The organism is Luteimonas sp. Soil_C_5 (genome assembly GCF_057656615.1).
In genome coordinates this window covers 156,764-180,663 of the sequence record NZ_JBDGKA010000005.1, presented here as the reverse complement: position 1 = coordinate 180,663, position 23,900 = coordinate 156,764, and the positions used below count along the sequence as shown (strand labels likewise).

The window sequence follows — 23,900 nt, the reverse complement described above, 5'->3', positions numbered from 1 at the left end:
AATCTCCGGATGCCTGCATCGCCCTCGCCCGACTTCCGCCTCTACCACTCCAATGCGCTGGAGGTGCTGGCGGGCCTGATGGCGCACGCGCTGCGCACGCCGGCGCCCGGGCAGTCCTTGCTGGCGCCGGACGTGGTGCTGATTCCACAGGTCGCGATGCGGCGCTGGCTGCAGGCCACGCTCGCTGCCGAACACGGCGTCGCCGCGAATCTGGAATTCGTGACCCCCGGCGAGTTCGTCGGCAAGGCGCTGTCGGCGAATCTCGGCCCACCGACCGACGAACCCGACGCCGCCGCGTTGCGCTGGCATCTGTATGCCGCGCTGACCGATCCGGCCTTCCTCGCCCAGCCCGCGCTCGCCGCGCTGCGCGCGCATGTCGACAGCGTCGATCCGTTGCGGCCGTGGGCGCTGGCCGGCGAACTCGCCTCGGTATTCGAGAAGTACCAGGCCTGGCGCCGCGACTGGCTGCTGCGCTGGGAAGCAGGCGCGGATGCCGACGATCCGCAGGCCATCCTGTGGCGGCGCATCGCGCGCGGTCGCCAGCATCGCGCGCGGCGCATCCAGCAGTATCTCGACCGCTTCGAAAGCCCAGACGCGCCGCTGCCCGTCGGTCTGCCGCCACGTCTGTTCGCGTTCGCCACGCTCAACGTCTCGCCCGACGTGCTGCGCGTGCTCGCCACCCAGGCGCGCGTCGGCACGCTGCATTTCTACGTGCCCTCCCCCAGCCGCGATTACTGGGGCGATCTGCAGCGCGTACGCGCCGGCGGCGCCGAGGCCGCGCGTACCGAGAATCCGTTGCTGCAGGCCTGGGGCCACGCCGGCCGCGATTTCATGGCCGTGCTCGGCAGCTACGAAGTCGTGCATCCCGATGTCGAACTGCGCAGCGATGCCGATCCCGCCGAGGGCGGCGGCGCGCTGCACGGCAGCCTGCTGCGGCGTCTGCAGTCGGATCTGTTCCAGCGCCTGCCGTCACCGCCGCTGACGCCGGCCGCCGACGATCCGCGCACGCGTCTGCCCGCATTGCGACGCGACGATCCCAGTCTGCAGGTCCACGCCTGCCACACGCGCCTGCGCGAACTGCAGGTGCTGCACGACCAGCTGCGCGCGTTGTTCGAGGATCCGCGCTTCGATCCGCCGCTGCAGCCGCGCGATGTCGCGGTGCTGGCACCGGACATCGACCCTTACATTCCGTATCTTGATGCGGTGTTCGGCGGTCGCGGCCGCGAGGGGCAGGCCGCGCACGAGCACATTCCCTATGCGCTGGCAGATGCCAGCCCGCTCGCCGGCGAGCCGCTGGCCGATGTTTTCCTGCGCCTGCTCGCACTGCCGGTCGCGCGGTTTGGTCTGGAGGAAACGCTGGATCTGCTGGCGAGCCCACCGCTGGCCGAATCCGCCGGGCTCGATGCCGGCGCGTTCGCACGGCTGCATGCCTGGCTGTTCGCGGCCGGTGCGCGCTGGGGCATCGACGCCGCGCATCGTGCGCGTCTCGACGCGCCGGCCGACGATGCCTACACCTGGGCGTTCGCGCTTGACCGCCTGCTCCTCGGCCACGCCAGCGGCAGCGATGCGCCGATCGCGACCGCATCCGGCCACCTCATCGCACCATTGCCGGAACTCGAAGGCAGCGCGCTCGACGCGCTCGACACGCTGATTCGTTTGCTACGCGTACTCGCACGCCACGCGCAGGACCTCGGCGATGCGATGCCGCCCGATGCCTGGCGCGATCGCCTGCTGCGGCTGCTCGACGCACTGCTGCCGAAACCGCCATCCGCGCCCGCCACCCAGCGCGCGCTCGATCGCCTGCGCAGCCTGATCGATGCCTTCGCCGCCGATGCCACGCGCGCCGGTTTCGATGCGCCGGTGCCGTCGGAGGCCGTACGCGCGCATTTCGCCGCCGTGCTCGGCGAGGCCGACACGCGCGCACCGCTGCTGACCGGCGGCGTCAGCGTCGGCCGCATGGTGCCGATGCGCCTGCTGCCGTTCCGTGCGATCTGCCTGCTCGGCATGGACGACGGCGACTTCCCGCGTCGCGATTCGGCCGCCGGCTTGAATCGCCTGACTGCCGAACTCGGTACCGATCGACGCCAGATCGGCGACCGCAGCACGCGCGACGACGACCGCTTCCTGTTCCTGCAGCTGTTCGCCGCTGCGCAGGACGTGTTCTACGTCAGCTACCAGGGCGCGGACCCGCGCGACGGCAGCGTGCGCGAGCCTTCGGTGCTGGTCACCGAACTGCTGGCCGCCGCCGATGCGCAGCACGCGCCGGACGCACATGCGCAAGCCGGTCTCGTCGTACATCACCCGCTGCAACCGTTCGCGCCCGCCGCCTTCGGCGCCGGCGACGAGCCGCGTCGCTTCTCGTACCGCCAGCAGTGGTGGCAGGCCGCATCGCAGCCGGTGCAGCGGCGCAGTGCATTGCCGGCCTGGTTCGACGGCACCGTGCTGCCGCCGATCGAAGACGCGGACGACGCGTTGTCGCTCGATGCGCTGCGCCGGTTCCTGCAGGCGCCGGCCGAGACCTTCCTGCGCCAGCGGCTGGGCATGCGACTGGCCGAGGTCGACACGCTCGAAGGCGATGTCGAACCGTTGCTCGCACCCGGCCGCGGCCTCGCGAAACAGCAGCTGCAGCGCGCGGTGTTCGAGGCGCGTCTGCGCGGTGACGACGATGCGACCACGCAGGCCCTGCTCCGCGCACGCGGCCTGCTGCCGACCGGGCCGCTGGGATGTCGCACGCTCGAAGCGATACGACGCGAGGTCGACGGTTACGCCGAGGCCTTTGGCGCCTGGCGTGGCGATGCGATAGCCGATGCACCGCGCATCGAGACCGAAATTGAAGGCGTGCGCCTGCACGGGCGACTCGCCGACGTGTATCCACACGGCATCGCGCGCATCCGCTTCGATGCACCGAACGGCAATTCCGCCATCCGCGACGGTCTCGACTGGCTGCTCGCCAGCGCGGCCGGACTCGAGACGCCGCTGGTGCAGTTCCACGATGGCGGCGATGCAGGCGCCGGTCCGCACACACGCGCCACGCTCGCGCCACACGAGGCCTGCGCCCTGCTCTCGCACCTGATCGCGCTGCGCGCCCAGGGCCTGCGCGCGCCGTTACCGTTCGCGCCCTACAGCGGCTGGGAACTGTTCAACGCGCCGACGCTCGAACGCGGTCTCCAGAACGCGGCGAAAAAGTGGCACGGCAGCGACCGCAGCTGGGGCGAAGGCAATACCGAAGCCCTGCGCCTCGCGCTGCGCGGGCGCGATCCCTTCACCGACGCCGCCACGCAGGTCGCATTCGTCGATCAGGCGCTGACGGTCTTCAATGCGGTCGTCTCCGGCAGGGTCTACGGCGGCACCGATCCCGACGCGCTGCGCGCGATCGCCGCGGAACTCGACGTGGAGGAATCGGAATGAGCAGCGCCGATCCCTACCTGCTGCTGCCGCTCGATGGCGTGCGCGCCATCGAGGCTTCGGCCGGCACCGGCAAGACATTCACGCTGGCGACGCTGGTCGTGCGGCTCGTCGTCGAAGGCGGTCTGCGCATCGGCGAAATTCTCGCCGTGACCTTCACCGAAGCCGCGACGCAGGAACTGCGCAGCCGCATCCACACGCGCCTGAAGATGGCCGAGGCACTGGTCGAGGCCGACATCGGCGATGACGCCTCGCCCGAAGCCGCGCTGACCCATACCGTGCTCGCGCAGCATCTCGCGCGCGGCGAGGAAAGCGCCGATGCCTTGCGGCGCCGTCTGCGCACGGCGGCCGACGAGATCGATCTCGCGGCGATCTTCACCATCCACGGCTTCTGCGCGCGCGTGCTGCGCGAACATGCGCTGGAAGCCGGGCAGGGTTTCGACGCGCCCGAGCTGATGGCCAGCGACACCGCCTTGCGCGAAGCGATCGCCGCCGATCTGTGGCGCTCGCACGGCGTCGAGCCCGATGCCGCCGATGATCTGCTGAGCCTGTGGTCGGGCGGCCCGCTCGCCCTCGCCGGCGATCTGTCGCCGCTGGTGCGCGAACGCGTGCTGCGTCCTGCACTGTCCGACCTGCCCGACGATCCCGCGCCGCGTCTGCGCGCCGCCGGTGCCGCGCTCGCGCATGCGTTCCAGGCGCACGGCGATGACTTCCGCGCGTCGCTGATCGAGGCCGTCGACAACAAAATCCTGCACGGCGCCAGCTACAAGGCGGACTGGATCACCGCGCTGTTCGCCGATCTGCGCACCTGGTGCGCGGCCGGCAATCACGACGCCCCGTTCCAACACGCCAAGTTGCCGCATCTGCATCGCGAGCGGTTACTGGAAAAGACCAACAAGGCCGGCACCGGACGCACGCCGGACTCGCCGATCTGCGATGCGATTCCCGCATATCTCGATGCGCTCGACGAAATCGCCGAATGGCAGGACGCGCGCCGCGTCGAACTGCTGCATCGCCTGCGCGATGACGCGCGTGCCCGCGTCGACCGCTTCAAGCAGCAGCAGCGCGTGCAGACCTACGACGATCTGATCGACCGTGTTGCCGATGCCGTCGACGGCCCACAGGCCGATGCGCTGGTCGCGCAGTTGCGTGCGCAGTACCGGGTCGCGCTGGTCGACGAATTCCAGGACACCGATCCGCGCCAATGGCGCATCTTCGAACGCGTGTTCGGCGCCGCCAGTGGCGCGCCGGCGCTGTTCGTCATCGGCGATCCCAAGCAGGCGATCTACGGCTTCCGCGGCGGCGATGTCGAAACCTATCTCGCCGCGCAGGCCTCGGCCGAACTCGCGCCGCCGCTTGCGCTGAACTTCCGTTCGCGCCCCGGTGTGCTGCGCGCAGTCGCGGCGCTGTACGCGCAGGCGGAAGGCGCAGGCCACCCGCCGTTCGTCGATGCCCGCATCCGGTTTCGCGAAGTCGCCCCGGGCGGCGTGCGTCGCGATGACGACTATCTGCGCGATGGCGCGCCTGCGCCCGCGCTGACCTTATGGCAGGCGCCCGATCCGCCGCCCGACCACAAGGGCAAGGTCAAACCCTGGAGCGCCGGCCGTTCGCGCGAACTCGCCACGCAGGCCTGCGTCGCCGAGATCCATCACGTGCTCAGCGAGGCGAGGGCAGGCACGGCGTTGATCGAAGGTCGACCGGTGCAGCCCGGCGATATCGCGGTGCTGGTGCGCTCGCACAGTGAGGCCACGCGCATCCGTGCCGCGCTGGCAATGGTCGGCATTCCCGCGGTCGCGGCCGGCAAGCAGAGCCTGTTTGCAACCGCCGAGGCGCGCGATGTGCATGCGCTGCTGCTCGCACTGCTGCACGGCGCCGACGATGGCCGCCTGCGCATGGCGCTGTCGACGGTGCTGGTCGGCGAGGACGCGACGCAGGTCGCCGCACTCGACGAGGACGGTGACGCGTTGCGCACCTGGCAGCTCGCCGCGCTCGGCTGGCGTGACCGTCTGCAACGCGGTGGCCCGCTCGCCCTGATCACCGATCTCTGCGCCGCGCACGCAGGCCGTCTGCTCGGCCTGCTCGATGGCGAGCGCCGCCTGACGAATTATCTGCAACTCGCCGAACTGCTGCAGGAAGCGCAGGCGCATGCGCTGGGCCTGCACGGTCTGGTCGACTGGCTGTCGCGCGCGATCGCCGCTGCCAGCAGTGACGACGACAGCCAGTTGCTGCGCCTCGAATCCGACGCGCGCCGGGTGCAGGTGGTCACGCTGCACAAGAGCAAGGGTCTCGAATATCCACTCGTGTTCCTGCCGTTCGCCGGCGTAGGCGGCAAGCCGCGGGACGCCGGCCGCCACGTCACCGTGGCCGACGACGACGGCCGCGCCCTGCACTGGAAACTGCTGCCGTCGCGCTCGGGTTGGAATGAGGCGAAGCAGCGTTGGCAGGACGGCCAGCGCGCGGAAGACGCACGCCTGCTCTACGTCGGCCTGACCCGCGCGCGGCACGCGCTGTGGCTCGCGGGCGGGAAGTTCTACGGCTACGACAAGGCCGCGATCGCACACATGATCGACACCCCGGACGCGCTGGCCGAAGCATTGGGCGCTGCCATCCGCATCGACACGCAGACCCCGCCCGCATCGCTGCCGTGGCTGCCGCCTGAATCCGAAGACGCCGTGCCGCCCGCGCGCGTCGCCACGCGCTCGCTGCTGAGCGACTGGTGGGTCTACAGCTTCACCCAGCTGGCGAATGCCGAGTCCGGCCACGATGCATCGAGCGCGTCCACCCAGGCCGCGCCCGGTGGCCTGGACGAACCCGCTGTCGATCCCGATGCCGCACCGGACGCTGCGGTCGAGACCGATGCCTACGATCCGCGCTTCGCCGGTGCACGCTTCGGCGTGGTGCTGCACGATGTCCTCGAACGCAGCGACTTCGCGCACTGGTCCGCGTGGACGCCCGGTGCGCCTGCACCCGAGGCCGATGCGGATGTCATCGTCGAGCGCCTGCGCGCCGCCGGGTATGCCGACGCCGATCTCGATGACGGCATCGAGGTCCTGACCCCGCTCGTCGGCCAGACGCTGACCGTCACCCTGCCCGAAGGCGTGCGCCTCGCCGATGTGCCGCCCGACGCACGTCGCCCGGAAATCGAATTCCAGTTCGCGCTCGCACCGACGCGCATCGACGCCCTGCTCGCCCTTCTGCATCGTCACGATGTTCTGCGCGCCCGCAGCGGTTTCGGCACGCGTCGCCAGCTCGAAGGCCTGATGACTGGCCTGATCGATCTGACCTACGTGCACGACGGCCGCTGGTACGTGCTCGACTACAAGACCAACCGCTTGCCCGGATACGGCCCCGCGCAACTCGACGCCGCGATGGCACACAGCGAATACGACCTGCAGGCGCTGATCTACACCGTCGCGCTGCATCGCTGGCTGCGCTTCCGTCTGGGAGAGGGTTACGACTACTCGCGCGACTTCGGCGGCGTGCGCTATCTGTTCTGCCGCGGACTGGACGCGACACGCGACGACGCGCCGGGTGTGCAGGCGTGGCGCTTCGCGCCGGCGCTGGTGGATGCGCTGGATCGGTTGTTCGCGGGCCATGACACGGAGATTGCGGCATGACGCTGCTGCAGGCCCTCCGCGACGCCGGCGCCCTGCGCATGCTCGACAACGCGCTCGCGCAATCGCTGCGGCGCCTCGATCCCGCCACGCCCGACACCGTGCTCGCTGCAGCCGCACTGGCATCGCTCGCCGTCGCCAACGGTCACGCCGGTTTCGATCCCGGCTCGCCGCAGCGTCTGATCGACGCCGACATCGACTGGCCCGCACCCGAGACCTGGCGCGCGGCACTCGAGGCTTCGCCGTGGATTTCGCAACCCGGCGACGGCGACACCGAATCCATCGCCGATACGCCGCTGGTGTTCGAACACGGCCTGCTCTACCTGCGCCGCTATCGCGAATACGAACGCCGCCTCGCACTCGGCCTGCGCCGCATCGGCGCTCAGACCCCGGAAACAGACGTCACCGATGCGCTCGCGCCGCTGTTCGCGCGCCTGTTTCCCGATACCCGCACAGGCGATGATCTGCAGGCCCTCGCCGCCGCGGTCGCGTTGCGCCACAACCTCGTCCTCGTCACGGGCGGCCCTGGCACCGGCAAGACCACGACCATCACCCGTCTGCTCGCCCTGCTCACCGCACAGGCGCAACAGGCCGGAAGTCCCGTGCCGCGCATCGCGCTCGCCGCGCCAACCGGCCGCGCCGCCGAGCGCATGGCCGAGAGCGTGCGCAGGGCTGTGCAGACGCTCGCGGCAGCCGGTGTCGATGCCGCACTGCTCGACGTATTGCCCACGGCCGGCACCACGTTGCACCGCCTGCTCGGCACGATTCCCGACAGCCCGCGCTTCCGCCACCACGCCGACAACCCGCTGCCGTTCGATGTCGTCGTCGTCGACGAAGCCTCGATGATCGATCTGCCGCTGATGGCCAAACTGGTCGAAGCCGTCGCCGACGGCGCGCGCCTCGTGCTGCTCGGCGATCCCGACCAGCTGCCCTCGGTCGAAGCCGGCGATGTGCTCAGCGGGATTCTGCGTGCGGCCGGGAACGGCACGGACATCGCTGCTGACGACGCCGATGCATTGCAGATACTGCTCGGTGCCCCGGCCCGTCGCCCCGGCGAAGGCCGGGGCCCAGCGACTTCGGCTTCACATTCTTCGGATCGTCATTCCCGCGCAGGCGGGGCTTCCAACAACCGAATGGCTGGTAATCCAGGGACTCTGCATCGGCCTTCAGATGTTCTCTCCGCGCACGACGCAACGCGTGCTTCAGTAGCGCCCGCTACGAGTCATCCGAAGCCCTTGGACGAAGCAAACGCAAAGTCCCTGGATGACCAGCGCGGCGCACTGTTGGAAAGCACCTCCCGCATGCGCGGGAATGACGGTAGAGAAAGCCCTGACACGTCGATGTTCCCCGGCCGCCGCATCCACCTGCAACGCGGCTACCGCCAGAGCGCGGCCCTTGATCTCGCGCCGCTCGCGACTGCCGTGCGCGACGGCGATGCCACCGCCGCACTCTCGCTGCTGCGCGCCGGCGAACTCGCGGGCGTGCACTTCCACGACGGCCAGTCCGATCCGCTCGCCGCGCACCGCGAACATCTGCTCGCGCACTGGACCGCGCTCGCCGACACCACAGATCCGGCCGAAGCGCTCGTGCTCGCCGGTCGGCTGCGCCTCCTCACCGCCGTCCGCGAAGGGCCGCAGGGCGCACGCGGACTCAATGCGCGCATCGAGGCCATGCTGTCTGGCAGCGGGCTCGGCGGCAGCACGCGTCGCGGCGCCGGCCCCGGCTACTTCCACGGCCGCCTGCTGCTGGTCACCGAGAACAGCTATCGCCATCGCCTGTTCAATGGCGACATCGGCATCTGCCTCGCCGACGAAAGCGGCGCGGTCATGGCGTGGTTCCCCGGCGACGATCCGGCGCATCCGCGCCCCTTCCATCCCGCCGCGCTACCCGCGCACGACAGTGCATTCGCGATGACCGTGCACAAGGCGCAGGGCTCGGAATTCGACGAGGTCTGGCTGGTGCTGCCCGAGCGCTTCAACCGCGTGCTGTCGCGCGAACTCGTCTACACCGGCATGACCCGCGCCCGCAGCGCGCTGCATATCGCCGCGCGTGCCGACGTCATCACCGAAGCGCTCGCGCGGCACGCCAGCCGCTGGTCGGGACTGGGCTGGCGGTTGGGCGATAGCGATAACGACGTCGCCTCGCCTGGCGACGTGGACACCGGCGCAACCTCTGCGCCGGCACAGGGTCTGCTGTTCTGACGATCCGCAGAACACGATGGCGCTTGCCAGCGCGCGGACGGGCGCCATCGGCAACCTGCCCTGCCCACACGTGCCAGGAGATGCGCTGATGCAAGACCCGGCTGTAGAGCGTCTTTTCCGGAAGTATCCACAGATCTTCGCAACCGACAGCCGCCATCTACTTCCTGAGCCCGCGCGTCGCTTCAGCTGTCCAGATACGTGGCTTCCGATCGTCGATGCCTTGTGCGAAGCACTGCAATGGGAAACGGACGAGAACGCTGCACCGCAGCTGGTCGCCGCGTGCGTCAAGGAAAAGTTCGGCTCACTGCGGTTCCAGGCATTGGGCCCGAGGTCGGAGCGCCAGGACGCCATGATCGATCTGGCTGGGCGCTTGTCATCCCGGCTGGATCCCGAAGGCTGACGTGACACTGCGTGTGCGACTCCGTCGACCGTGGTGTCAGTCCCTGAGACAGAACTTCTCGAGAATGTCGATCGCATTCCGAACGTGACCGACAGATCGATGACCGACACGCAACAGCGCTTCGAAGGATGCCTGCTCGGTCTCGCCTGCGGCGACGCCATCGGCGGACCCGTCGAGTTCTATCGTCGTGGCAGGTTTCCGCCGGTGCAGGGCATGCACGGCGGCGGCAAGTTCGAACTCCGGCCCGGCGAGTGGACCGATGACACGGCCATGGCGCTCTGCCTGGGTGAGAGCTTGATTGCCTCTGGTGGCAGCGATCCGCTGGACCAGATGCAGCGCTACTGGCGCTGGGCGGAGACGGGCCACCACTCGACGCGTCCGCATGCGTTCGGCCTGGGAAAGACGGTCGCCGCCTCACTGATGCGCTTCCGTCGGAGTGGCAATCCGCTGGCCGGCCCATGCGATCCGGCCACCGCGGGCAACGGATCGTTGATGCGATTAGCGCCGGTAGCGATGTACTTCTTCGATGATCGTCAGGCAGCACTCGATGCGGCGGTGCTCAGTTCACGCACGACCCACGCCGCCGACGAGTGCCTGGCGGCCTGCCGTTATCTCGTCGCGATCCTGCATGCCGCGCTGCACGGTGCAGCAGACAAAGCGACGGTGCTCGCGGCCGCGGATGACGTGGCCTTGCCCCCAGGTATGGACAGGATTGCCCGCAAGGACTACCTCACCGCGGGCGCGGACCGAATACACGGACGCGGCTATGTGGTCGATTGCCTGGAAGCCGCACTCTGGTGCTTCTGGCACGCCACCGATTTCGAGCAAGCCGTCCTGATGGCGGCAAACCTAGGCGACGACGCGGACTCGACTGCCGCCGTCTGCGGTCAGATTGCCGGCGCTTTCCATGGCCTCGAAGCCATTCCACAGGACTGGCGCGCGATCCTGTTCCATTACGACGCAATTCACTCACTGGCGTTGGCACTCCGGCAGCGGTGACCCGTCTGCGACACGTCCGCTTCGCGGCGTATCTCGCCCACTCAAGTTGAGACCAGCGGTGCCGATAGGCATGCGCAGTTCATGACATCGCATAGCCAACCCGGCTGGGCGCGCAACGACAAGGAAGATAGACAGCAATGCAGATGCAGCAGGATCCCGTGGCCAACGCCACTTATCCCGAATTCACCGAGGCCGAGTGGCGCGGTTTCGACGAGGTCTTGCACCAGATCCGGGTGCGCTTTCCAACCATCGACGTGTATCTGGCCAAGAATGCGACCCATGTGGTCACCTTCGGCCGCAAGCCGCGTGACGCGCGATATGGCAGCCCGCTGTTCGGCATCTATCACCGGGACGGACGGGGCTATGTCACCTTCCGCTCCGAGAACGAGGCACTGAGAGGCCGGATCAAGACTATTCTGGGCAAGTCATGGAAGGCGCTTCGCGCGGATGTCTTCGAGCTGGCGGACATCGACGGCGATCCGGCGTTCGGCCGCATGCTGGACACTTTGAAGGCGGGTCTGGCATCCGCAGAGACCGCGCGCTGGACCGAGGGAAGCGGCGCCATGCCGGCAGATTACGAAGCCTCCGTTGCCGGTGATCCCGGCGCTGCGCAAACGCATGCCACCGTCGATTCCAAGCCGCGCCTGGAAGACGATATCGCCGAGATCATCAAAGGCGGCACCGAGCGGCTGAGCGAGATCCTCGCGCGCATCGGACAAGGCGGCTTCAGGCGCGATGTCCTGGACCTGTGGGACGGCCGCTGCGCGGTGACCGGCTGTGATCGCAGCGAGCTGCTGCGCGCATCGCACATCAAGCCCTGGCGGGACGCCAACGATCGTGAGCGCCACGATCCGCAGAACGGGCTGCCGCTGGTCGCAACCCTGGATGCCCTGTTCGATCGCGGACTGCTGTCGTTCGCGGACGACGGTACTGCGCTGTACGCCGACGACCTGGATGTCGCCGAGCTGGTGAAAGCCGGGGTCATCGGCGTGCAGGTGCAGCTGTCCCGCCCGATCAGCAGTGCGCAGGCTGCGTATCTGCAGGATCACCGCAGCCGGTTCGGCTTCGAAGCCCTGGACGCTTAGCGAGCACGCACGCTGTCTGGCGCAGACGAGCGCCACGGCGCGTCGAGTGATCTCGGCGCGTCGCTCGGCTGGAACGCCGACACTCGCCCGTCACAGCGGTCGTAGCGCACGCCCGACACTGTCCTCAGGCGTCCGCAAACGCGTGATCCAACCGGATCGGCAGATCGCGATGCCGCTGCCCGGTCGCATGGAAGATGGCGTTGGCGATCGCGGGTGCGACGCCGGCCATCACCACTTCGCCCAGGCCCTTCGCGCCTGCGCTGTTGATGCGCGCGTCTGGGATGCCCACGAAGCCTACTTCGATGTCGCCGATATCCGCGTTGACCGCGGTGACGTACTCCTCGAGGCTGGCGTTGAGGAAACCGCCGTAGCGCGGATCGGATTCGCTGGCCTCGTACAGGGTGCCGCCGATGCCCCAGACGACGCCGCCGCGGACCTGGCTGATCGCGGTCACCGGACTGATCGTCGCGCCGCAGTCGGCGATGCTGACCACGCGCGGGATGCGGATGCGGCGTGTGGTCGGCTCGATGTGCACTTCCACGAAGTGCGCGATCGAACTCATGGTCACGAAGTCCGGATACACCGGGCCGACCGTCGCGACCTGGCCGGTCTCCAGCCGGTCCACCGCCTGTTCGGGCTGGCCCGGCGCGCGGCTGCGCACCTCCACCTGCAGCTGCGCACGGCCCTGCTCACGCAGTGCACCGAGCGCGTCGCCGGCCGCCACGCCCAGCTGTCCGGCCAGCGTGTCCACCGCGACGCCGGCCGCGCGCAATGCGGTCGCGGTGCCCCATGAGCCCGCCGTCAGATGCTGGACGACCTGCGCGGTCTCGCCGACGGAAATCGTGATGTCGCCGGGTACGAGGCCGAGTTGCCCGGCGACGTAGTTGGCGATCGTGGAGCGGATGCCCTGTCCCATTTCGTGACCGGACACGGCGATCGTCGCCGTGCCGTCCGCCCGGAGTTCGAGGATCGCGCCCGCGGCGGCGGTCGCGCCCTTGTACAGACCGATGGCGACGCCCATGCCCAGCAAGTCGCCGCCCGGTGTCCGCATCGAGCCGGGCGCCGGTGAGCGGCGGTCCCAGCCGAAACGGCGCGCGCCTTCTTCCAGCGTCTGACGCACGTGGCGCGACGAGAACGGCTTGCCGGTGATCGGATCCACGGTGGCGTCGTTGGCCAGCCGGAGCTGCACGGGATCGAGGCCGAGCTGATGCGCCAGTTCGTCGACCGCGCTTTCGTAGGCGAAGCCGCCCGTGTGCTCGTAGGGCGCGCGCATGTAGCCGGGTGTCTGCACGTCGGTGCGCACCAGGCGCTCGCGCCCGCGGAAGTTCGCCACGCCGTAGAACCGCGACGTCACGTCCGCATACACCGCCGGAAACAGATCGTGACGCGAGGTCTGCTGATCGACCTCATGGATCGCCGCGGTGATCCTGCCTTCGGGCGTTGCGCCGAGCCGCACGCGATGCCGCGACGCGGGGCGGAAGCTCGCGTGGTGGAAGGTCTGCGCGCGCGTCACCACCAGCTTGACCGGACGGCCGCTCAGGCGCGCGGCGACGGCCGCCAGCACGGTCTGTCCCTGCAGGGAATTCTTCTGGCCGAAGCCGCCGCCCACCTGGGGCGAGACCACCACCACGCGCGCCGGTGGAATGCCCAGCTGATGCGCGAGACCGTGCTGGATGGCGCCGCTGTTCTGCGTGCCTTCGTGGATGACGAGGGTATCGCCGCGCCATTCGGCGACCGTGGCGATGAGCTCCATCGGATTCTGGTGCTGGGTGGGCGCGGTGTAACGGCCGTCGATCCGGACCGCGGCCGCGGCGTAGGCCGCGTCGGCATCGCCCACCACGCGGTCGGCGAACATCGCTTGCGGCAGCGGCGAGCCCTGCTGGGCGACGATGTCCGCTTCCGGCGCGTCGTCGATCTGCACGCGGTGCGGCTCGGTCGTGTACTCGGCGTGCACCGCATGCGCGGCGGCCGATGCGGCCTCCAGCGTCTCCGCCACGACCACGGCGATCGGCTGTCCGCGGTAGGCGATGCGCGTCTCCAGCACCGGCTGGATGCTCTGGACCCCGAAGCCGCCGCCCATGACGAAACCGGGCGGCCGCACATCGCCCAGGTCGCGGTGTGTGAGTACCTGCACGACGCCGGGCATCGCGGCGGCCGCATCCACGTGCAGGGCCACCAGCTGCCCGCGTCCGATCGTCGCGCTGACGATCACCGCATGCAACAGGCCTGCGGGCAGACGGTCCGCCGCATAGATCGGACGACCGCGGACCTTGTCCTCGGCATCCACGCGGCGCGTATCGGGATAGCGCGTCTGCATGACTCAGGTCCTCTCCATTGCGATGCCGATCGCGTCGGCCACGGTCTGCACACCCAGGGGCACGCGGAATGCGTTGTGGGCACTGGTTCGCGCGCCGCGCATCGCCGCTTCACCCGCTTCGATCGCCAGCGCGCGCGTGAAGACCCGGCCCTTCAACACGGCTTCCGCCTCGCGCACCCGCAAGGGGCGGGCGCCGACACCGCCCAGCGCGATGCGGGCGTCACGGATGCGGCCGCCGGCGACATCCACGCCGACCGCTGCGGACACCAGCGCGAACGCGTACGAGGCCCGGTCGCGGATCTTGTGATACGTCGACGCGCGCAGCGCGGCGGATGCCGGCACATGGATGCGGATCACCAGATCGCCTGGCTCGAGCACGGTCTCGATGTGCGGCGTCGCGCCGGGCTCGCGATACAGCGTCTCCGCCGGAATCCTGCGCAGGCCCCGCGGACCCAGCACTTCGATCTCGGCGTCGAACGCCACCAGCGCCACCGCCCAGTCGCCCGGATAGTTGGCGATGCACGACGCGCTGGTGCCGAACAGCGCCAGGTTGCGATCCGCGCCGCCGATCGCCGCGCAGCCGCTGCCGGGTTCGCGCTTGTTGCAGGCATAGGACGCGCCGCCGCGGAAATAGGCGCAGCGCGTCCTCTGCAGCAGGTTGCCCCCCACCGTCGCCATGTTGCGCAACTGCTGCGACGCCGCCTTGCCCAGCGACTCCGCCAGCGCCGGATAGCGCGCGCCGATCTCGCGGTGGTCGGCCACGTCCGCCATCTTCGCCAGCGCACCGACCACCACGCCGCGCCGACCGACCGCGATGTCCTGCAGATCCGGCAACGCGGTGATGTCGACGACGGTCGATGGCGCTTCGACGTTCAACTTCATCAGATCGAACAGCGTCGTCCCGCCCGCCAGGAACCGCGCGTCGGGCCTGCGGGCGGTGACTGCGATCGCCTGCTCCAGCGAGGCGGCGCGCACGTGTGCGAAGGGGCGCATCAGCTGCGCGCCATCTTGGGGGCGGCCGCCAGCACGGCCGCGACGATGCCCGGGTACGCACCGCACCGGCAGAGATTGCCGCTCATGTACTCGCGGACCTCGTCGGCCGATCCCGCATGCCCTTCGTGGACGCAGGCGATGGCCGACATGATCTGTCCGGGCGTGCAGTAGCCGCACTGCAGCGCGTCGTGTTCGATGAAAGCCGCCTGCATGGGATGCAGATCGCCGTCGCCCGCGATGCCTTCGATCGTCGTGACCGCGCGGCCGTGTACCTGGACCGCCGGCGTCATGCAGGCCAGCACGCGGCGACCGTCGACGTGCACGGTGCAGGCGCCGCACTGGCCGTGATCGCAGCCCTTCTTGCTGCCGAACAGGCCCTGGCCCTCGCGTAGCAGATCCAGCAGCGATGCGCGGTTGTCCACCTCCACGTCGAGGCGGGCGCCGTTGATCACGGTCGACAACGGACTCGAAAGCGCCTCCGCGACCGCCTCGCCGGACGCGGCGCCGGTGGGCTGTGCCGCGAGGCCGCCCGGCCACCAGGCGAGTGCGAACGTCGCCACGCCGCCGGCCAGCACCTCACGTCGGGTGACCCGGAAAGACGGCAGGCCGTCGGTGTCTTCGTGTTCGGACATGCGCATGCGTCCTGTTGGTCGATCGATCAAGGGTTGTAACCGCGGTCCACGCGGCCTGCTCTTGCAGGATTGCGCCGATGCGCGCGGCATTGCGTCACCGCCGCGATGGCGGTCACAGCGCGCGATAGGCGCTCGGCGACAGACCGGTGGCCCGCAGGAACGCGCTGCCGAACGCACTCGGACTCGCGTAGCCGCATTCCAGGGCGATGTCCGTGATGCGCGATCCACGCGTCTGCAGCAACGCGCGCCCGTGTTCGATGCGCAGCCGCTGCAGGCGACGGAACGGCGTCTCGCCGTAGCGGCTGTTGCACAGCCGGATCAGCTGGAAAGTGCTCACGCCGACATGCCGCGCCAGCTCGGCCAGGGTGAAATCGTCCGCCAGGCGTGAGCGCAGGAACGCATCCATGCGCTCGATCGGCTGCGACCGTCCCGGCGGTGCGCGCCCCGGCGTCGCCTCGGGCGCACCGACCAGATGGGCCGCGAGAAAGTGCGCCGCCGCGTCGGCATAGAACGTCGAGGCGCCGTGCGCGGCCGCCTGCTCCAGCGCGAGGACCAGCGCGCCGATCGTCGGGTCGCGATGCGACAGCCGATTCAACCGGGCCGCGGGAATGTCGCGTCCCATTACGTCCGCGGCCTCCTCGATCAGACGCGCGTGGAGCCGCACCTGCACGCTGGTGTGTTCGGTGCGGTTGCGCCAGCGCATCACGGCACCCTCGCCGGGCGCGGTGAAGCCCAGATCGCCCTCCCGATAGCGCGCGCCCAGCCATCGGCCGGCGCGGCGACGCTCGATGTTGGCGGCGCCGATGGGCTCGCCCGGATGCTTGATCAGCACGATGCTCTGGTGGTCCGGGGAGAAGACCTCCAGGTGATCGCAGATGCAGGGATCGCGGACCCGCACCACGTGCACGCTGGACCAGCCCAGCGCGGCGCTGTCCAGCTCGACGGTACCGGCCTGGCGCGGACCGCTGCCATCTGCAGCGGGATCGCCTTGAAGCGGGGGCGTGATCCGCATGATCGTCTCCGGTGGACACCAGACTGTTGCAGACGCGGACAGACTCTACGTGTGTCCGCCGCGGCCCGCGAGACGCGAACGCCGCGCGGATCTCCCTGTCGATCGCGCTGCCGGCGCACATCTACGTGGCCGCCGCTTCGCGCGCCTGCGCACGGCCCAGCCACAGCGCGAGTGCCGCCCATACCAGGGCCAGTGGCAGTACTACGCTGACCAGTCCGCCCATCGCCAGTCCAAGCCGGCCGAGCAGGCCTTCGGTCTGCGCGCCGACCACGTCGCCGGCGCGGTAGATGAAGGTGTCGATGAAGGCCTTGGCCTTGTATTTGTCCTCGCGGCTGGCAACGGTGAACAGCGCTTCGCGCGCCGGTCGGGCGATGCCGCGCTGCACGGCGCGGTTGGTCGCTTCGAGCAGGATCAGCACCACGAACGAGCCATAGATCGCCAGACCGATGAAGCCGAGCGCGGTCGCGACCGGCAGGATCGCCAGCGCCACGCCGAGGCCGAAGCGCCGGATCAGTCGACCGGTCAGCGTGAGCTGCAGCACCAGCACCGCCACCTGCGTCCACATGTCGATGCTGCCGAGCAGTGCAGCGCGCGCGTCGGTACCGTCGGCGACACCCGCCACCATCTGCAGGCGGGTGAAGTAGACCAGCGTCGCCATCACCGTCATCAGCAGCACGTAGCCGGCGATCCCGCTGAGATAGGGCGAGCGCACGACTGCACGCAGACCCGCCCACGCGCTGCCGCCGATGCGCTCGGCCTCGGTGACGACAGCGGTCGTGGCATCGGCCGCGCGGTCGGGCATCACGCGCACCAGCAGCCATGCGGCGACCAGCGCCAGCAGCAGGAATGCACCGGCCACCAGCAACAGGCTGGGCGTGCCCAATGGCTCGGCCAGTTGCGACGTGAGCCACGGCCCGAAGATCGCGCCCAGCGTGCCGCCGATCGAGATCAGCGCGAAGAAACGCTTGCCCTGATCGCTGGTGAAGCGGTCGGCCAGCAGCGCCCAGAACACCATGGTCACGAACAGGTTGAACACGCTGAACCAGACGAAGAACACCTGCCCGCTGCGTTCGCCCACGGCATCCGGCGCGAACATCAGCAGCGCCCAGAAGCCGACCAGGCTGGCCACGAAAAACCCGTAGGTCGCACTGATGAACTGCAGGCGCCGCAGACGGCTGACCAGCCAGCCGAACATCGGATTCACCGCCAGCGTGACCACCGCCGTGCCGATGAAGAGCCAGCGGATGCTCTCGATGCCGCGCGCCATGCCCAAGGCATCTCGCGCGGGCCGCAGCAGCAGCAACGCGGTCAGCACGCAGAAGAAGAACAGCGCGGCGATCAGCACCGGCCCGACCTCGCCGCGGCGGAGGTTGAGCACGTCCTGCAACAGACGCGGACGACGGGTGATGGATGGCGTGGTGCGTGTCATGTGCATGCGGCCCGGACTACATGTGGCGGCGGAAGCGCGCGTGTTGCGATCAGCGATCGCGTGACGGGAACCGTGCGCCGGTCAGGGTTTCGCTGACCGTCCACAGGCGGGCCGCGGTGTCCGCATCGCGCGCCGCGGCCGGCACCGTCGCCAGGCCCAGCGGGCCGCGGCGTTCGTTGTCGCCGGTGGGGCCGTAGTACTGCCCCGGCTGCGCCTCACGCGCGGTGGCGGCATACAGCGTGGGCAGCGCGCCCTGCGCCGGCGAGTGATAGTCCTCGCGGTCCTGCGCCCAGTTGCGGCCGAATTCGCTGTCCAGACCCGGACCACGTGCCACCAGCTCGGTCACCGCGACACCCGGATGGGCGGCGAAGCTCTGGATGCCCCAGCCTTCCGCCTCGCTGCGCCGCTGCAGTTCGAACGCGAACATCAGGCCTGCCAGTTTCGACTGGGCGTAGGCCGCATAGGGGTCGTAGGCGCGTTCGGATTGCAGATCGTCGAAATCGATGCGGCCGCGGGCGACCGCGATGCTCGACAGCGTGACCACGCGCGGGGCGTCGCTCCTGCGCAGCAGGGGCAGCACTTCGGACGTCAGCGCGAAATGGCCCAGATAATTGGTGGCCAGCTGCGCCTCGAAGCCGTCGGCCGAGGTCACGCGCTCGGGCGGCGCCATGATCGCCGCGTTGTTGATCAGGCCATCCAGGCGCGGCAGCGAGGTGGAGAGACGCGCGCCCAGCGCCCGCACGGAGGCGAGATCGGCCAGGTCCACCGCTTCGAATTCCACTTCGGCCACGGGATGCGCCTCGCGGATGCGCGCGATGGCGTCCTCGCCGCGCGCCGGGTTGCGGGCCGCGATGACGACGCGTGCGCCGGCGCCGGCCAGCGCCTTGGCGTCCTCGAAGCCCATGCCACTGGTGCCGCCGGTCACCAGGAAGATGCGGCCGGCCTGCGACGGGATGTCGGTGGTGTTCCAATCCGGCTTCGGCGCGCTCTGCGCGAAGGCGTTGCCGACCTGGAACACGCCGCCCAGCAGCAGGCCCAGCGCCAGCAGCCCGCTGCGCTGCGTGCGGTCGCCGCTTGCCTGCGGCGTCATTCGAATCTTCGTCATGGTGCGACCCTCTCGATATGGTGGTCCGCGGGCCGGCAGGCCGGTCTGCCGCGGTCACTGGAGTGTCGACGTCCTGATCGCCCCCGATAAGCCGTATAAAGACGGATGCGGTGTACGGTCAGCCGCACAATCGAGCCGACAAGGACCTCCGCACGTGCGCCAGCCCAACCTGACTTACGTCGCCCTGTTCGCAGCCGTGGTCGAGGCCGGCGGCTTCCGGGTGGCGGCCCAGCGGCGCGGGCTGTCGGCCTCGTCGGTCAGCGACAGCATCCGCCGGCTCGAAGCCGAGCTCGGCGTGCGGCTGCTCAACCGCACCACCCGCAGCGTCACCCCGACCGAGGCCGGCGCCCGCCTGCTCGAACGCCTGCGCCCGGCGCTGGACGAGATCGACGCCGCCTTCAACGATCTCGACGACAACGCGCGCCAGCCGGTCGGCAGCCTGCGTCTCAACGTGCCCGTGCCCACGGCGCGTTTCGTGCTGCCGCAGCTCATCCCCGCCTTTCTCGCGCGGTACCCGGGCGTCAGCGTCGAAGTGACGATGGACAACACCCACATCGACATCGTCGCCGCCGGCTACGACGCCGGTGTGCGCTACGAGGAGAGCCTGGCCCGCGACATGATCGCCGTGCCCATCGGTCCCCGGCGCCAGCGCTTCGCCGCCGCGGCCGCGCCCGGCTATCTGGCGACGCATGGCACGCCCGTCCATCCCCGCGATCTGCTCGCGCACCGCCTCATCGGCCACCGCTTCGAAAGCGGCAAGCTCGCGGTGTGGGAGTTCGAACAGGACGGCACCACCATCCGCGTGCCGCCGCAGGGTCCGCTGCTGTCGTCCTCGCACGATCTGGAGGTCGGCGCCGCCGTGGCGGGCGTCGGCATCATCTACACCTTCGAAGAGCACCTGCGCCCGGCGCTCGACCGCGGCGAACTGGTGCCGGTACTCGAGGACTGGTGGCAGGTCTTCGAAGGCGCCTACCTGTACTACAACGACCGCCGCCACATGCCCGCGCCGCTGCGGGCGTTCGTGGATTTTCTCAAGGAAACGGCCGGCGGGTCTGCGCAATAAGCGGGCCGCCTTGCATCGCGACATGCGCGGTCGCCAGCGCACGTACGCGGTATTCGAAGAATGCACGACGGCACGCCTTGAGAATGACGCGCACCGAACGGCATCCACACTGCGACGCCCGGGGCAACACGGATCAGGTCTGTCCTTGTCCGTCATTCCCGCGGCTCTCAACAGACGCACGTCTGGTCAGGCGGGAATCCAGCGGCTCTCAAGCCATTAGAAGCAAAGGCACTGGATGGACCAGCCACTTGGCTGTTGAAAAGCACATCCGCCTTCGCGGGAATGACGACTGCTTCAGCGTGGCCGCCGCGTGCATCGCCCCGGGCCGGCAGATCCCCGCTCAATCCTCGACGACGCGCATCTGCGCCGGATTCATCCGGCCGCCGTGCACCGTCATCCGGGACAGCTGCGCAGCGATCGCATCGAGATCCGCTCGCGACAGCGTCACGCCGATCGCGCCGAGGTTCTCGTCCAGATGCACAGGATTGCGGGTGCCCGGGATCGGCACGATCCACGGCTGCTGCGCTAGCAGCCAGGCCAAGGCGATCTGCGGCCCAGTGGCACCGCGGTCCGCGGCGAACGCCTGCAGCCAGTCGACGATCGGGCGGTTGGCGGCCAGGCTTTCGGGCGTGAAGCGCTCGAATCCTGCGCGCAGATCGGTGTCTGCATCCAGGCGTGTGGCCGGCGTCAGCGTGCCCGTCAGGGCGCCCATGCCCAACGGCCCCCAGGGGACGAAGCCGATCCCGAGTTCGCCACACGTGGCCAGCACGCCGTTACGCTCCGGGCTGCGTTCCATCAGCGAGTACTCGCTCTGGATGGCGGCGACGGACTGCACCGCATGCGCACGTCGCAGCGTCGTCTCGCCCGCTTCCGACAGGCCGAAGTGCAGCACCTTGCCCTCTGCGATGAGGTCGCGCACGGCGCCCGCGACGTCTTCGATCGGCACCGCGGGATCGACGCGATGCTGGTAGTAGAGATCGATCCGGTCTGTGCGCAAGCGTCGCAGTGACGCTTCCACGACGCGACGGATATGCGCCGGCCGGCTGTCGAGTCCGTCCGCGTCGATGTCGAATCCGAACTTGGTCGCGATGACCACCTCGTTGCGGATCGGCGCCAGCGCTTCGCCCACGAGATCCTCGTTCGTGTATGGCCCGTAGACCTCGGCGGTGTCGAAGAACGTGACGCCGCGTGCGTGTGCGCGGCGGATCACGTCGATGCCCTGCGCACGGTCGGCCGGCGGACCGTAGTTGGCACTGATGCTCATGCAACCGAGGCCCAGCGCCGACACTTCAAGCGCGCCGAGCCGACGCGTCGGCATGGCCGCATGCCCCGCATGCGTCGAAGACTTGCCTGAGACGACGTCGGCCTGCGCGACGCCCGCGTGCGCAGACGAGGCGCCAACGGTAACGGCCGCGACCGCCAGCGACATGCGGGTCATGAAGTCGCGGCGGCTGACGCCGGACCGGTTGTGTGGCTGCATGCGAATGAATCCTCAGTGATTGAAAGTCGTCGATCGGATCGATCGCGTCAGCGTCCGACGACGGCCATGTTTTCGGCCGTGTGTCGCTCGCCAGCCGCCGGCGTCAACGCATCGAGACGCGCGATCTGCGCGGCGTCGAGCGTGATGCCGTCGGCGGCGGTGTTCTCTTCCACGCGTGCAACGCGCTTGGTGCCGGGAATCGGCGCGATGTCGTCGCCCTGCGCGAGGAGCCAGGCCAGCGCGATCTGTGCCGGCGTCGCGCCGGCTTCGTCGGCCACCGCTTTCACCGCGTCGACGATGCGCAGATTGCGCTGGAAGTTCTCGCCGGTGAAACGCGGATTGGTCTTGCGCCAGTCGTCGTCGGCCAGATCATCCGGAGAGCGGATGTCGCCGGTCAGGAAGCCGTGGCCCAGCGGCGAATACGGCACGAAGCCAATCCCCAGTTCGCGCAGCAGCGGCAGCAGGTCCGCTTCGGGATCGCGACTCCACAGCGAGTACTCGGTCTGCAGCGCGGTGATCGGATGCACCGCATGCGCGCGGCGGATCGTCGCCGGGCCGGCTTCGGACAAGCCGATGTGGCGCACCTTGCCCTCGGCCACCAGCTGCGCGACCGCGCCAATGGTGTCTTCGATCGGCGTCGCCGGGTCCACGCGGTGCTGGTAATACAGATCTATGTGATCGGTGCCCAGGCGCTGCAGCGAGCCTTCGACCGCAACCCGGATGTTCGCCGGACTGCTGTCGAACACGCCCGGACCGCCGCCGGCATGCGAGACCAGACCGAACTTGGTCGCCAGCACCACCTCGTGGCGCCGGCCCTTGATCGCGCGGCCCACCAGCGACTCGTTGAGGAACGGGCCGTAGATTTCCGCCGTGTCGATGTGGGTCACGCCGAGGTCCAGCGCGCGGTGGATGGTGCGGATCGACTCCGCTTCGCTGCCTTCGCCGACGTTGTAATAGCCGGACATCGACATCGCGCCGAGTCCGATGCGGGAAACATCCAGCCCGCCGATCGTGATGTGTCGCATGGGATGCGTGCCTTGCGTGGAATACGGACCACCAGTCTCGACCTGCGGCCGCCACGGCGTTTGCCGGATCCGGCGGACCTGTTGCCCGAACCGACGGATCGCGGGCGACGCGGCGGATGGCGTCGGAGCCGGGGTGTACGCTCCCCTGCATCCCACGACCGCCGGAATCCACGATGCACACGCACGCAGCTGACATCGCGTCGTCCACGGCCCGGCTCGCCGCGGCCATCGCGCGCGTTGCCCGGAACGACGGCGACCACGTCACCGCGTTGCCGCCGCTGTCGCTGCATCGGCGCAGCGGCCCGACGAAGCCCCTGCACTGCGTTTACGGTCTGGGCCTGGGTGTGGTGGCGCAGGGCAGCAAACAGGTGCTGCTGGGCGAGGCGGTCATCGACTACGCGCCCGGGCAATCGATGCTGACGACGATCGATGCCCCGGTCATCGCGCATGTCGCCCGCGCCGACGCGCAACAGCCCTTCCTCGGCCTGTTCCTGTCGCTCGATCCGCACATGCTCACCCAGCTGGCCGCGGGCATGGACGGCATCCGTCGCCCGGACGAGCGCACGCGCCGCGCCATCTCGGTCGAGGCGCTCGATGTCCCGCTGCTGGATGCGCTGGTACGCCTGGTCGATCTGCTCGACGAACCCGCGCTGCTGCCGTCACTGGCGCCGCTGGTCCAGCAGGAACTCTGCATCCGCCTGCTGCGTGGGCCGCATGGCGCGCATCTGCAGGCACTGGTGGCGACCGGCTCGCCCAGCCAGCAGATCGCGCGCGCAGTCGCATGGCTCAAGCTGCATTTCCGCGAACCGCTGCAGGTCGACGAGCTCGCCACGCGCGCGCACATGAGCGCCACCACCTTCCGCCAGCATTTCCGCGCCATCACCGGCACCAGCCCGCTGCAGTTCCAGAAGCAGCTCAGGCTGCAGGAGGCGCGGCAGCTGATGCTCAACGAACACGTCGATGCCAGCCACGCCAGCCATCGCGTCGGCTACGAAAGCGCGTCGCAGTTCAGCCGCGAATACGCGCGCCTGTTCGGCGAACCCCCGCAGCGCGACGTCCGGCGCATGCGCGCGTCCTGACAGACCCACGTTGACGCAGCCGCCGCCTCGCACCGTCGCGTGCGTTCGCGGGTGGGCTCGC

Annotated in this window: 16 protein-coding genes; 8 read left to right on the top strand and 8 right to left on the bottom strand. The window is 69.5% G+C overall.

Annotated elements, in window-relative coordinates:
• The first annotated feature begins 9 nt into the window (after nt 1–9).
• The 6 genes from recC to AC3A5K_RS15100 all read left to right on the top strand — a co-directional run bounded on the left by recC (nt 10) and on the right by AC3A5K_RS15100 (nt 11,704).
• Nucleotides 10–3,408 carry an exodeoxyribonuclease V subunit gamma gene (recC, locus tag AC3A5K_RS15125; RefSeq protein ID WP_487618377.1) on the top strand — a complete coding sequence of 1,133 codons (3,399 nt, stop codon included), beginning with the start codon at nt 10–12 and terminating at the stop codon, nt 3,406–3,408.
• Nucleotides 3,399–7,022, top strand: coding sequence for a UvrD-helicase domain-containing protein (locus AC3A5K_RS15120; protein WP_487618455.1), 3,624 nt, complete (start codon nt 3,399–3,401; stop codon nt 7,020–7,022). Before recC ends, AC3A5K_RS15120 begins: the two co-directional genes overlap by 10 nt.
• Nucleotides 7,019–9,220, top strand: a complete 2,202-nt coding sequence (recD, locus tag AC3A5K_RS15115) for an exodeoxyribonuclease V subunit alpha (protein WP_487618376.1) — start codon at nt 7,019–7,021, stop codon at nt 9,218–9,220. The genes AC3A5K_RS15120 and recD overlap by 4 nt, the downstream gene beginning before the upstream one ends.
• Before the next feature lie 16 nt (nt 9,221–9,236).
• Nucleotides 9,237–9,620: a hypothetical protein gene (locus AC3A5K_RS15110; RefSeq protein ID WP_487618375.1), complete on the top strand. Its 384-nt coding sequence runs from the start codon at nt 9,237–9,239 to the stop codon at nt 9,618–9,620.
• Nucleotides 9,621–9,719: 99 nt separating this feature from the next.
• On the top strand, nt 9,720–10,619 hold the full coding sequence (locus tag AC3A5K_RS15105; RefSeq protein ID WP_487618374.1) for an ADP-ribosylglycohydrolase family protein: 900 nt from the start codon (nt 9,720–9,722) through the stop codon (nt 10,617–10,619).
• Nucleotides 10,620–10,756: 137 nt separating this feature from the next.
• A complete protein-coding gene (locus AC3A5K_RS15100) occupies nt 10,757–11,704 on the top strand; it encodes an HNH endonuclease (protein ID WP_487618373.1) in 948 nt (315 codons plus the stop codon).
• 124 nt (nt 11,705–11,828) lie between these two features.
• Here AC3A5K_RS15100 and AC3A5K_RS15095 read toward each other — a convergent pair whose 3' ends face one another.
• From AC3A5K_RS15095 to AC3A5K_RS15070, 6 genes are all read right to left on the bottom strand, one after another.
• Nucleotides 11,829–14,021, bottom strand: coding sequence for a xanthine dehydrogenase family protein molybdopterin-binding subunit (locus tag AC3A5K_RS15095; protein WP_487618372.1), 2,193 nt, complete (start codon nt 14,019–14,021; stop codon nt 11,829–11,831).
• Between the two features lie 3 nt (nt 14,022–14,024).
• A complete protein-coding gene (locus AC3A5K_RS15090; RefSeq protein WP_487618371.1) occupies nt 14,025–15,014 on the bottom strand; it encodes an FAD binding domain-containing protein in 990 nt (329 codons plus the stop codon).
• Nucleotides 15,014–15,619: a (2Fe-2S)-binding protein gene (locus tag AC3A5K_RS15085; RefSeq protein ID WP_487618454.1), complete on the bottom strand. Its 606-nt coding sequence runs from the start codon at nt 15,617–15,619 to the stop codon at nt 15,014–15,016. The genes AC3A5K_RS15090 and AC3A5K_RS15085 overlap by 1 nt, the downstream gene beginning before the upstream one ends.
• 139 nt (nt 15,620–15,758) lie before the next feature.
• Nucleotides 15,759–16,658, bottom strand: coding sequence for a helix-turn-helix domain-containing protein (locus AC3A5K_RS15080; protein ID WP_487618370.1), 900 nt, complete (start codon nt 16,656–16,658; stop codon nt 15,759–15,761).
• 121 nt (nt 16,659–16,779) lie between these two features.
• The gene (locus AC3A5K_RS15075) at nt 16,780–18,093 is read right to left on the bottom strand and encodes an NTP/NDP exchange transporter (RefSeq protein ID WP_487618369.1); all 1,314 of its coding nucleotides are present in this window, start codon (nt 18,091–18,093) and stop codon (nt 16,780–16,782) included.
• Nucleotides 18,094–18,136: 43 nt separating this feature from the next.
• Nucleotides 18,137–19,192, bottom strand: coding sequence for an SDR family oxidoreductase (locus AC3A5K_RS15070; protein WP_487618368.1), 1,056 nt, complete (start codon nt 19,190–19,192; stop codon nt 18,137–18,139).
• A 154-nt stretch (nt 19,193–19,346) separates the two neighbouring features.
• On the opposite strand from AC3A5K_RS15070, the gene AC3A5K_RS15065 reads away from it, so the two are divergent.
• Nucleotides 19,347–20,255 carry a LysR family transcriptional regulator gene (locus tag AC3A5K_RS15065; protein ID WP_487618367.1) on the top strand — a complete coding sequence of 303 codons (909 nt, stop codon included), beginning with the start codon at nt 19,347–19,349 and terminating at the stop codon, nt 20,253–20,255.
• A 340-nt stretch (nt 20,256–20,595) separates the two neighbouring features.
• Here AC3A5K_RS15065 and AC3A5K_RS15060 read toward each other — a convergent pair whose 3' ends face one another.
• Both AC3A5K_RS15060 and AC3A5K_RS15055 read right to left on the bottom strand, forming a co-directional pair.
• Nucleotides 20,596–21,573: an aldo/keto reductase gene (locus AC3A5K_RS15060; protein WP_487618453.1), complete on the bottom strand. Its 978-nt coding sequence runs from the start codon at nt 21,571–21,573 to the stop codon at nt 20,596–20,598.
• Nucleotides 21,574–21,782: 209 nt separating this feature from the next.
• Nucleotides 21,783–22,760: an aldo/keto reductase gene (locus AC3A5K_RS15055; RefSeq protein ID WP_487618366.1), complete on the bottom strand. Its 978-nt coding sequence runs from the start codon at nt 22,758–22,760 to the stop codon at nt 21,783–21,785.
• A gap of 173 nt (nt 22,761–22,933) precedes the next feature.
• On the opposite strand from AC3A5K_RS15055, the gene AC3A5K_RS15050 reads away from it, so the two are divergent.
• A complete protein-coding gene (locus AC3A5K_RS15050) occupies nt 22,934–23,839 on the top strand; it encodes an AraC family transcriptional regulator (RefSeq protein ID WP_487618365.1) in 906 nt (301 codons plus the stop codon).
• Nucleotides 23,840–23,900 lie beyond the last annotated feature (61 nt).

Coding starts and splice junctions, on each gene's coding strand:
- recC (WP_487618377.1), top strand. CDS start 10: ATGCCTGCATCGCCCTCGCCCGACTTCCGCCTCTACCACTCCAATGCG.
- recD (WP_487618376.1), top strand. CDS start 7,019: ATGACGCTGCTGCAGGCCCTCCGCGACGCCGGCGCCCTGCGCATGCTC.
- AC3A5K_RS15110 (WP_487618375.1), top strand. CDS start 9,237: ATGGCGCTTGCCAGCGCGCGGACGGGCGCCATCGGCAACCTGCCCTGC.
- AC3A5K_RS15105 (WP_487618374.1), top strand. CDS start 9,720: ATGACCGACACGCAACAGCGCTTCGAAGGATGCCTGCTCGGTCTCGCC.
- AC3A5K_RS15100 (WP_487618373.1), top strand. CDS start 10,757: ATGCAGATGCAGCAGGATCCCGTGGCCAACGCCACTTATCCCGAATTC.
- AC3A5K_RS15095 (WP_487618372.1), bottom strand. CDS start 14,021: ATGCAGACGCGCTATCCCGATACGCGCCGCGTGGATGCCGAGGACAAG.
- AC3A5K_RS15090 (WP_487618371.1), bottom strand. CDS start 15,014: ATGCGCCCCTTCGCACACGTGCGCGCCGCCTCGCTGGAGCAGGCGATC.
- AC3A5K_RS15080 (WP_487618370.1), bottom strand. CDS start 16,658: ATGCGGATCACGCCCCCGCTTCAAGGCGATCCCGCTGCAGATGGCAGC.
- AC3A5K_RS15075 (WP_487618369.1), bottom strand. CDS start 18,093: ATGCACATGACACGCACCACGCCATCCATCACCCGTCGTCCGCGTCTG.
- AC3A5K_RS15070 (WP_487618368.1), bottom strand. CDS start 19,192: ATGACGAAGATTCGAATGACGCCGCAGGCAAGCGGCGACCGCACGCAG.
- AC3A5K_RS15060 (WP_487618453.1), bottom strand. CDS start 21,573: ATGCCGACGCGTCGGCTCGGCGCGCTTGAAGTGTCGGCGCTGGGCCTC.
- AC3A5K_RS15055 (WP_487618366.1), bottom strand. CDS start 22,760: ATGCGACACATCACGATCGGCGGGCTGGATGTTTCCCGCATCGGACTC.
- AC3A5K_RS15050 (WP_487618365.1), top strand. CDS start 22,934: ATGCACACGCACGCAGCTGACATCGCGTCGTCCACGGCCCGGCTCGCC.